The organism is Chitinophaga sp. (genome assembly GCF_036566945.1).
In the GTDB taxonomy this organism is placed as follows: Bacteria; Bacteroidota; Bacteroidia; order Chitinophagales; family Chitinophagaceae; genus Chitinophaga.
Map to the genome: position 1 here is coordinate 1 of NZ_DATCVJ010000757.1, position 9,416 is coordinate 9,416.

Here is a 9,416-nt window from a genome sequence, read left to right on the forward strand (position 1 = left end):
AATAGATTACAAAGAGAGCGGCGATTTTGAAAAATCGCTGGAAGCAACCGATAAATCACTGCTGTATAAAGACAGTATCCTCGATGAAAAGTCGGCCATGGCGCTCGCCCAAATGCAAACGATCTATGAGGTAGACCGGAAAGATAACCACATCCGCAGCCTGGAACATGATAAAGTGATGGGAGACTTGCGCACCAAACGAAATGTAGTGATCACCTTTTTCCTCGCGGCATTTCTGCTGATGGCTATTGTGGGCGGATTTTTCTATATCCGTCACCGTAACCTGAAGGCAAACAAACAAACCTTACAACTGGAACTACGTTCCCTCCGTTCCCAGATGAACCCCCATTTTATTTTTAACTCCCTCAGCTCTATCCACCGTTACATTTGGAGTAATAATCAGGAAGAAGCATCTGACTACCTGACCAAGTTTTCCCGGCTCATGCGCCTCATCCTCGATAACACACAGCATACTTTTGTTACATTAAATAAAGAACTGGAATCATTAAGGTTGTACCTTGACCTGGAATCGCTCCGCTGTAATGGTATCTTTGAGTACCACTTCAATATCGATCCTGAAATCAATGATGATGAAGTACTCATTCCCCCCATGATCTTACAACCATATGTGGAAAACGCTATCTGGCATGGACTCGTACATAAGCTACCGGAAGAAAGGGGAATACTGGATATCGATATCGTTTTAAAGAAACGTAGTCTGGTATGCACCATCACCGACAACGGCATCGGCCGGAAAAAGGCCATGGAAATAAAAGACAGGAAAGGCCGCATGCATACTTCTGTAGGTATGAAAGTAACACAAGGCCGCATAGACCTGATCCGAAAGATCAATAATAAAGAAGCAAAAGTAACTGTAACGGACCTGGAAGACGAATCAGGGCAGGGAATAGGAACAAAGGTGACAATTGTGTTGCCTGCCGAATTTATATTTTAGGAAGATACCGACTTCATAAGTGACACTTAATCCTTAAACCATAAAACAGCTAATAGCTAAAAGCTACTTGTATGAGCGAAATCAAAGCTATCATTGTTGATGATGAACAACATTGCATTGATGCCCTGCAAACGATGTTACAAAAAAAATGTCCCGGCGTACATGTGATAGGCTCGGCAAAAAGTGTACGGGAAGCAAAAGAACTGGTGGATGAGTTGCATCCAGACCTGGTATTTCTGGATGTGGAAATGCCTTATCAGAACGGTTTTGAATTACTGAAGTTATTTGAAAAAGTTTTTTTCGATGTGATTTTTACTACGGCCTATGAACAGTATGCACTGAAGGCTATTAAATTCAACGCATTGGACTACCTGCTGAAACCCTTTAGCGTAAAGGAATTGCAGGATGCCCTGGACAAATGCCGGGAGAAAAAAGTGAATCGCGTAAAAGATCCTGGCGTATCTCCGATGGAGGTGTTTTTACAAAACATGAAAACGCTGCAGCAAACACATAAAAAGATTGCCCTGCCCACTATCAATGGCCTCGTTTTTATGCCGGTGCAAAATATTGTCCGTTGCGAATCTACCGGTAACTATACCCGTATTTTCTTTACTGATAAAAAAAATCTCATGGTATCCCGCCCCCTGAAAGAGTTTGAGGAGCTGCTGTCTGATGTGGATTTTTTCAGAGTACATAATTCTCACTTAATAAATATGCAGCAGATGCAGTCATATATACAGGGCGAAGGAGGCTTTGCCCTGATGAGCGACGGCACGCAGGTGGAGGTTTCCAGAAGACGCAAAGCCGACTTTTTAAAGAAGGCGATGCAGTTCTGAGCCCCTTTTTAGAAAGTACAATTCCGATTTTATTCGTTTTTATGCCAGTTATAGCGCATTACCTACCATATAATAAATGGCTATTGCAAGCATATTGCAGATCAATTACTTTTGAATTACGATTTCAATATTAACACGATATAAGAATTTTATACTCTGCATTACTAGCGTGATTAGCCCCAAAGAAAAAAGACACCTTAGTGGTGTCTTTTTTGTTGTATTACATTCCAAAATAACTATTTACATATAATTTATATTAATCAGATGTAGCCAATTCATCTGCTTTATGTTCCAGCTGATAAAAAGAGAGTAAGCGGCGGATGACACCTTCAACGAGGGCGTCCGGACAGGACGCGCCACTGGTCAGCAAAATGGTCACCTGCTCTTTTTGTGGTAAAAAGTGATCACTGTTAATTTCTTTCTTATGATGAAAATCCCAGTGGTTGATAGCGTTCTCCGAAAGCATATGTTCGGGAGAGGAGATAAAATAGGTAGGCAGCTTTTCTTCACATAATTCCACCAGGTGCGAGGTATTAGAACTGTTATAACCACCCACTACAATGGCCAGATCAGCAGGTTGCAGCAGCATACCGGTAACAGCAGTCTGATTATCGTTGGTGGCATAGCAAAGTGTATCGCGGGTATCTGCAAACCTTTCTCCAATATTAGCTTCTGTAAGCTGAAAAGTAGTCATCATCACCTGCCGGATGTAATCAGCGATGGCCTGCGTTTCTGTAGCAAGCATAGTAGTTTGGTTCACTACACCTACCCGCTGAAGGTCGGTGGCGGCATCAAAGCCAGGTGAGTACTGGCCTTTAAACAGGTCATAGAACTCATCCGGACTTTTTTGTCCGTTAATGAATTCCGCCAGCAACGCTGCTTCTTTGATATCTTTTACTACCACGGTGGGGGTACCGGCCTGGCTATGAGAGAACGTGGCCCTGGTTTCTTCATGTTTAGGCTTGCCGTGTACAATAACAGTATAGTTCTTCTTTCCGATTTGTTCTGCCTTATTCCACACACGTTCCACAAAAGGGCAGGTAGTATTGTATTTGAGCGGTTCAATACCCAATGATGCCAGCTGTCGTTCTGTTTCCAGCGTAGTACCAAATGCCGGAATGATCACGATATCATCAGGCTCCAAAGCTTCCCAGGGAACCAGCTGATTACCGGAAGTATCCATGATAAATTGCACACCTCTATCCAGCAAATCGTTGTTCACATGGGGGTTGTGGATCATTTCACTGAGCAGGAAAATACGTTTACCGGGATTTTCATCCACCGTTTTAAAGGCGATTTCAATCGCATTTTCTACCCCGTAGCAAAATCCGAAATGACGGGCCAGTAAAATTCTAAGTGGACCAAAATTAAGTTCGGTGGGCGTAAAATCCTTCTTCATGCGGTCCTCCTGCTTGCGCTGGTTTTTAATGGCGCTGATCAGCGGACTGCGATATATGACGGGAACGTTAAATGTTTTCATGTCTTAAATGGCGGAAAATTGAAAGACAAAGTTAATCAGTTTTCTTTGCTCACTTTGTCTAACCAGGCTTTTTCTTCTGCACTCAGGCTTTGGTAGCCTTTTTCATTTATTTTATCCAATAGCTGATCCAGCCTCGACTGACTGTTGTCGTCTGCTTTTTTGACTATTTTCAGGGGTGATTTTTTAGGTTTGAATTTCCGGGTGATCTGTCTGTTTTCCCGTCTGGTACCGGCATCAAACACCCACATCAGCGGTTTACAGAGATCCGTGCCGGCCTGCAAAATGCGGATATAGAAGAAGCCCAGCAGGGATCCTCCTATATGTGAAATCAGCCCACCGATGTTTCCATTGGGGATAGAAATCAGGCCCAGTACCACCAGCGCCAGTGCCAGCCACTTCAGCTTCACACTGCCCAGGAACATCAGTCCTATTTCATAGTTAGGCATCAGGGTAGCCGCTGCCACCAGTATACACATGATCGCCGCAGAAGCGCCCACCATAGTAGTACCTACATAACCCGGAAATAAACTGCTGCTTAACAGATACAGCAACCCACCGGCAATACCGCCCAGCAGATATAAGGGGAGTACCCGCTTATTACCCAGGAAGTCGCGGAACAGGTTACCAAACCAGTACAGGTTGATCATGTTAAACAACACGTGAAATATTTCCACATGTGTAAACATATAGGTGATCAAGCCCCATGGCTTTAATATAAAGGCACTCAGCGGCACATGCATGGCCAGCTGATCATATGTCCATATAAAAGAAGCGGGTTGTTTGGTCAGAAAAGCAATAAGACGAAGAATATTGATCCCCAGAAAAACAACAATGTTCCAGAATAACAAATAGTTCACTGTATTACCTTGCCTGAGCCAATAGCGAATATCCGATTGAAAAGAGGTCCCGTTCATATACACAAATTAAAATAAAATCCGGGATTAAATAATAGTAATTAACATTTTGGATGAAGGAAAAATAAGCCGGTTTACTGCAAATAAATGGCAGCTCACCCTGCCTGTTATATCAACAATAAATCCGCGTTCTGGTTGTTTTTACGACAAAAAAAATGCCTGATTACACAGTTTAATTTTTTATTGTAGTATAAATATTAATAATACATTTAAAAAATATCTGAAAACTGCGCCCCATATGACAGCGGATAGGGTTTTTCTTCAATAAAAATGTAGATAAACAGCGATTTTTTCGTATTTTTGCCGTCCCATAAAACAGGGAGTCCGGGTATTCCGGATTAAATTTAAAATTTTTTATGAGCGAAAACATCATTCCTAACGAACAAAACGCTGAACAACAGGCTCCGCAAGCAGTTGCGGTTGAAACAGCGACACCAAAGGCTCCTGTAGCTGTAGTAGAAACCGCACATGACGATTTCGACTGGAGCGTTGACAAACGTAACGTTTCTTCTTACAGCAAAGAAGAAAAAGCTAAGTACGATCTGACTTATGACAGCACTTTCAAAGTGTTTGAAGAAAACAGCCTGCTGACAGGTACTGTTGTAGGTTTAACCAACACAGACGTAGTGATCAACATCGGTTTCAAATCTGATGGTTTGATTTCTCTGAATGAATTCCGTGATTTACCAGGTCTGAAGATCGGTGATGAAGTGGAAGTACTGGTTGTAGAAAAAGAAGACCGCGATGGTAACCTGCACCTGAGCCGTAAACAGGCTCGCCAGAAACGTGCATGGGAAAAAATCGTGGAAGTTTACAAAACAGGCGAAGTGGTTACTGGTACCGTTACCAGCAAAACCAAAGGCGGCTTGATCGTAGACGTGTATGGTATGGAAACATTCTTACCAGGTTCACAGATCGATGTGAAACCAGTTACCGATTACGACCAGTTTGTAGGCAAAACTATGGAGTTCAAGGTGGTGAAAGTAAACGAAACCATCCGCAACGCCGTTGTTTCCCACAAAGCGCTCATCGAAAGCGATATCGAACAACAGAGAGTGGATATCATCAGCAAACTGGAGAAAGGCCAGGTGCTGGAAGGTACTATCAAAAATATCACCGACTTCGGTGCATTCATCGACCTGGGTGGTCTGGACGGCTTACTGTATATCACAGATATCAGCTGGGGCCGTATCTCCCATCCGAGCGAAGTACTGCAGATGGATCAGAAAATCAACGTTGTTGTGCTTGACTTCGATGACGAAAAACGTCGCATAAGCCTGGGCTACAAACAACTGACTCCGCATCCATGGGATACTTTACCAGCTACTATCACCGAAGGTGCTAAAGTAAAAGGTAAAGTTGTAAACATCGAAGATTATGGTGCATTCCTGGAAATCATGCCAGGTGTTGAAGGTCTGGTTCACGTATCTGAAATCTCCTGGGCTTCTACCCCTATCAACGCTAAAGAATTCTTCAAATTAGGGGAAGAATACGAAGCAGTGGTAGTTACCCTGAGCAAAGACGAGCGCAAAATGAGCCTGTCTATCAAGCAACTGACAGAAGATCCATGGTCTACTATCGAAACTAAATTCCCAGTTGAAAGCCGTCATAAAGGTATCGTGAAAAACATCACTCCTTATGGCGTATTCGTTGAACTGGAAACTGGTATCGGTGGAATGATCCATATCTCTGACCTGAGCTGGATCAAACGTTTCAATCACCCATCCGAATACACTAAAGTAGGTAGCGAAATAGATGTAGTTATCCTGGGTATTGACAAAGACAACCGCAAACTGAGCCTCGGTCACAAACAGATCGAAGAAGATCCATGGAACACTTTTGAAACTATCTTCCCAATCAACTCCGTACACGAAGGTACTGTTGTGAAGAAAGATGACAAGGGTGCTACTGTTCAACTGCAGTACGGTCTGGAAGCTTATGCTCCTGCTCGCCACCTGAGAACTGAAGATGAAAAACCAATCAACGTTGAAGACGTGAAAGAATTCATGATCATCGAATTCGATCGCAGCGAAAAACGTATCCTGGTTTCTCATACCAGAGTTTGGGAAAAAGCACAGGCTGAAGAAAAACAGGCTGTTGTGAAAGAGAAGAGAGACGAAGCGGATAAAACCCGTAAAGCAGTGAAAAACATCCAGGGTAAAGTAGAAAAAGCTACTTTAGGTGATCTGGGTGCTTTAGCTGAACTGAGAGAAAAACTGAAACAATCTGAAGGCGGCGAAGAAAAAAGCGCGCAATAAGATCCGGTTTCATTAAATATTAAATCCCGCTCTGAGTAACATCAGAGCGGGATTTTTTTGTCTTGGAACAGGATTATACTGATTTTAATGATTTCCCGGATTTTACTTTTTTCGATTAAAAGATAGCGGGTGATGAAAGCAACCTGCATTCATCAACCTTCATCTTTTAATCAATTAAAAATCATAAAAACAAAAATCCGGAAAATCATCTAAATCAGTATAATCCTGGGAAAGACAATTTTCGCGGCATTATTCAAATATCGCTACTACCCGCGCCGGCGCGGCACTCGCCCCCTTTATCTTCAACGGAAACACACTCACCTTAAATCCGCTGGCCGGCAATGCCCCCAGATTCACCAGCTGCTCCATATGGCAGTATTCTTTCTGTTGCCCCACCAGGTGGGCCTGCCAGAAATAATTATCCTGCTTATTTTCTTTTGCTTTTTGTGCCATGTATTTCAGCGGCAGGTCAAATCCCCACTGATCTATCCCCATCACTTTTACACCCTGGTCAATCAGCCAGTGCGTGGCTTCTGCGCTCATACCGGTTCCTCGCATAGGGTAGTCACGCGTGCCGATATATTGATCACGGCCGGTATAAATCAATACTATAGTGCCGAGTGAAATCACTGCGCCGCTTTTTTCCAGATCAGCACGTATATCCGCTACCGTTATGGCGTCAAAATCTGCCTTATGCGTCATATTCAGCACTACGCCAGGGCCGTAGCACCATTCAAGCGGAATCTCATCAATTGTTTTAGCGGGTTTGCCGTTAACCGTCGGCGCATAATGCCAGGGAGCATCTATATGAGTGGCAGCATGTACGCCCATGCTGAGAATTTTATCATCGGCCCAGCCTTCAAACCCTTTGGGGAAAAGCTTTGCAGGCAGCCCAATAAAAAAGCGGATCAGGCCCTTGCTTTGTTTATGCGTTTTGTGCCTTATTTTAATGCGCATAAACCATGGATCCTGCTTATTGTAGGCAATGGTTTTGGATAAGTCTACTATTTTCATGGTGTTTTTGGAAGATGGTGTGATGTAGTTTTTTGTCTTATAAAGATGACTAACAAAACACCATCTTCCAAAAACTATTTCATCAACAACGACAAACGGGCATCATTAAATTCCAACAAACTGTCCAGCTGCAAATTAGCCAGCGCATAGCGGGGATCCCTTCTGTTATGGGCTTCCGGCACTACCACTGTAGTCATGCGGGCAGCTTTAGCTGCTGTCATACCGGTAACAGAATCTTCAAACGCAATGCAATCCAGCGGATCACTGCCCAACGCCTTCGCACAGGCGAGGTATACGGCCGGATGTGGTTTACCATAGTCTTCAAATTCCGCAGAATATACTGCCTGAAAAGCATCTTTTATCTGCAAATGATCCAACACCGCGTTGATCAGGCGCAACGGCGACGAAGAAGCCAGCCCCATTTTAAATCCTTTCTCTTGAAAGTAGGAGAGAATATAGTTCAAACCTTCCATGGACTTACCTTCAGTAATGATTTTGGCAATCACGCTGTCAATGATTTCGTTCACTACCTGCTCTTCCCCTTTGCCTTCCCATTTATAATAGCTATGCCAGTAGCTCACCACTTCTTTGGTACGCAAACCTGTGGTTAAATGCGTCAGTTCCGGGGAAAGGTTTACGCCTACAGTGGCAAACACTTCCCGCATGGCAATGCCCCATAAAGGTTCTGAATCTATCAACAGGCCATCCATATCAAATATTACCGTATCTATCATATCTTCCCTTTTATGCGCGATTTATCTTTTTTAAGTTTATGCGCGGCAAAGATAAGAAGATATGCGGGGAGATTGCAGTGAAATCAGGGTAACGGCTCCTCCGCTGGCAAGCCCCGCTAACCGCTCGCGTCGGCACAAGCAGCCCTCTTTATCCCGGCTTCCTATAACAAAAAGTTATACCGCATAAAATTTGGTTATCGACCCACTGCGGGCATCTCCCTCCAGGCTGCCGCTTATTCCTTTGCGGTGGCCTGTTTCCGGTATTTCATCCACCCCGTACTGCAGTCTCCGCCAATTTCCCCCTTTTTGGGACCTTTTTATATTACCAAAAAAGTTTTGGAAAGCCGGTCTGCATTTATATCTTTGTAATACTCTACTAAAATTATAGGGAATATGGGTAATGAATTGAAAATGTGTCGCAGTAATCGTTGTTGTAATGCAACACCTGCGAGGCGCGTGTAATAAGAAATACCAGTGATCAGCTTACTGTAAATCAGCATTATACGAGCCTCCGCAGATATCCGGGGGCTTTTGATTTTAAAAGAAAACGACCAACACCCCAACCAGAAATAAAAAATTGCTTTTACCACCACCAGAAAATACATTTTATGCAAAGCTTCAGAACAGAACTAGAAAATCCGATAGTAGAACAAGATATTATAGACCTGGAGAAGAAGATTCGCCTGTTCCGTGAAGGCGCTATTTCGGATGAAAAATTCCGCAGCCTCCGTTTGGCCAGAGGTATTTACGGTCAACGTCAGCCTGGTGTACAGATGATCCGTATCAAATTGCCTTATGGTAAAATGACCCTGCAGCAATGGCATCGCATTACTGAAATTTCTGATGAATATGCAACGAGCAACCTGCACCTGACTACCCGTCAGGATGTACAGATCCACTACGTTAGCCTCGAAAGAACGCCCGAAATGTGGGCTAAACTGGAGCTGGATGATATCACCATCCGCGAAGCCTGCGGTAATACCGTACGTAACGTAACCGCCTCCGACCGCGCTGGTATTGATCCGGAAGAACCATTTGATGTATCTCCTTATGCAGATGCGGTGTTCCGCTACTTCCTCCGCAACCCGGTAAGTCAGGAAATGGGTCGTAAAATCAAGATCTCTTTTTCTGCTTCTGAAAAAGATACTGCCTGGTCGTTTATGCACGATTTCGGTATGATCCCTAAAATAAAAATCATAGACGGTAAAGAAGTACGTGGCTTCAA

The 9,416-nt window shown here is 43.6% G+C and carries 7 protein-coding genes and 1 pseudogene; 4 read left to right on the plus strand and 4 right to left on the minus strand.

All coding sequences use genetic code 11. The features are described 5' to 3' along the window. Both VIP81_RS22755 and VIP81_RS22760 read left to right on the plus strand, forming a co-directional pair. Positions 1–955: sensor histidine kinase (locus VIP81_RS22755; RefSeq protein ID WP_331966814.1), on the plus strand; the 955-nt coding region annotated here is incomplete at its 5' end. 71 nt (positions 956–1,026) lie between these two features. After that, positions 1,027–1,791 (plus strand): LytTR family DNA-binding domain-containing protein, encoded by a 765-nt coding sequence (locus tag VIP81_RS22760; protein WP_331966816.1) that lies wholly within the window; start codon positions 1,027–1,029, stop codon positions 1,789–1,791. 256 nt (positions 1,792–2,047) lie between these two features. On the opposite strand, the gene VIP81_RS22765 is transcribed toward VIP81_RS22760, so the two are convergent. Next, positions 2,048–3,271, minus strand: coding sequence for a 4-hydroxy-3-methylbut-2-enyl diphosphate reductase (locus VIP81_RS22765; protein WP_331966818.1), 1,224 nt, complete (start codon positions 3,269–3,271; stop codon positions 2,048–2,050). A 35-nt stretch (positions 3,272–3,306) separates the two neighbouring features. Next, positions 3,307–4,185 carry a rhomboid family intramembrane serine protease gene (locus VIP81_RS22770; RefSeq protein ID WP_331966820.1) on the minus strand — a complete coding sequence of 293 codons (879 nt, stop codon included), beginning with the start codon at positions 4,183–4,185 and terminating at the stop codon, positions 3,307–3,309. Between the two features lie 356 nt (positions 4,186–4,541). Here VIP81_RS22770 and rpsA point away from each other — a divergent pair, with 356 nt between their 5' ends. Further along, a complete protein-coding gene (gene rpsA / locus VIP81_RS22775) occupies positions 4,542–6,443 on the plus strand; it encodes a 30S ribosomal protein S1 (protein ID WP_133809219.1) in 1,902 nt (633 codons plus the stop codon). Between the two features lie 249 nt (positions 6,444–6,692). Here the strand turns inward: rpsA and VIP81_RS22780 are convergent, their stop codons facing one another. Beyond that, the gene (locus VIP81_RS22780) at positions 6,693–7,457 is read right to left on the minus strand and encodes a cyclase family protein (RefSeq protein ID WP_331966823.1); all 765 of its coding nucleotides are present in this window, start codon (positions 7,455–7,457) and stop codon (positions 6,693–6,695) included. Positions 7,458–7,531: 74 nt separating this feature from the next. After that, complete coding sequence (gene hxpB / locus VIP81_RS22785; RefSeq protein ID WP_331966825.1) at positions 7,532–8,191, minus strand: hexitol phosphatase HxpB; 660 nt, start codon at positions 8,189–8,191, stop codon at positions 7,532–7,534. A 608-nt stretch (positions 8,192–8,799) separates the two neighbouring features. On the opposite strand from hxpB, the pseudogene VIP81_RS22790 reads away from it, so the two are divergent. Further along, positions 8,800–9,416 (plus strand): annotated as a pseudogene (locus tag VIP81_RS22790) (nitrite reductase); the annotation flags it as partial.

Coding starts and splice junctions, on each gene's coding strand:
- VIP81_RS22765 (WP_331966818.1), bottom strand. CDS start 3,271: ATGAAAACATTTAACGTTCCCGTCATATATCGCAGTCCGCTGATCAGC.
- VIP81_RS22770 (WP_331966820.1), bottom strand. CDS start 4,185: ATGAACGGGACCTCTTTTCAATCGGATATTCGCTATTGGCTCAGGCAA.
- hxpB (WP_331966825.1), bottom strand. CDS start 8,191: ATGATAGATACGGTAATATTTGATATGGATGGCCTGTTGATAGATTCA.
- VIP81_RS22760 (WP_331966816.1), top strand. CDS start 1,027: ATGAGCGAAATCAAAGCTATCATTGTTGATGATGAACAACATTGCATT.
- VIP81_RS22780 (WP_331966823.1), bottom strand. CDS start 7,457: ATGAAAATAGTAGACTTATCCAAAACCATTGCCTACAATAAGCAGGAT.
- rpsA (WP_133809219.1), top strand. CDS start 4,542: ATGAGCGAAAACATCATTCCTAACGAACAAAACGCTGAACAACAGGCT.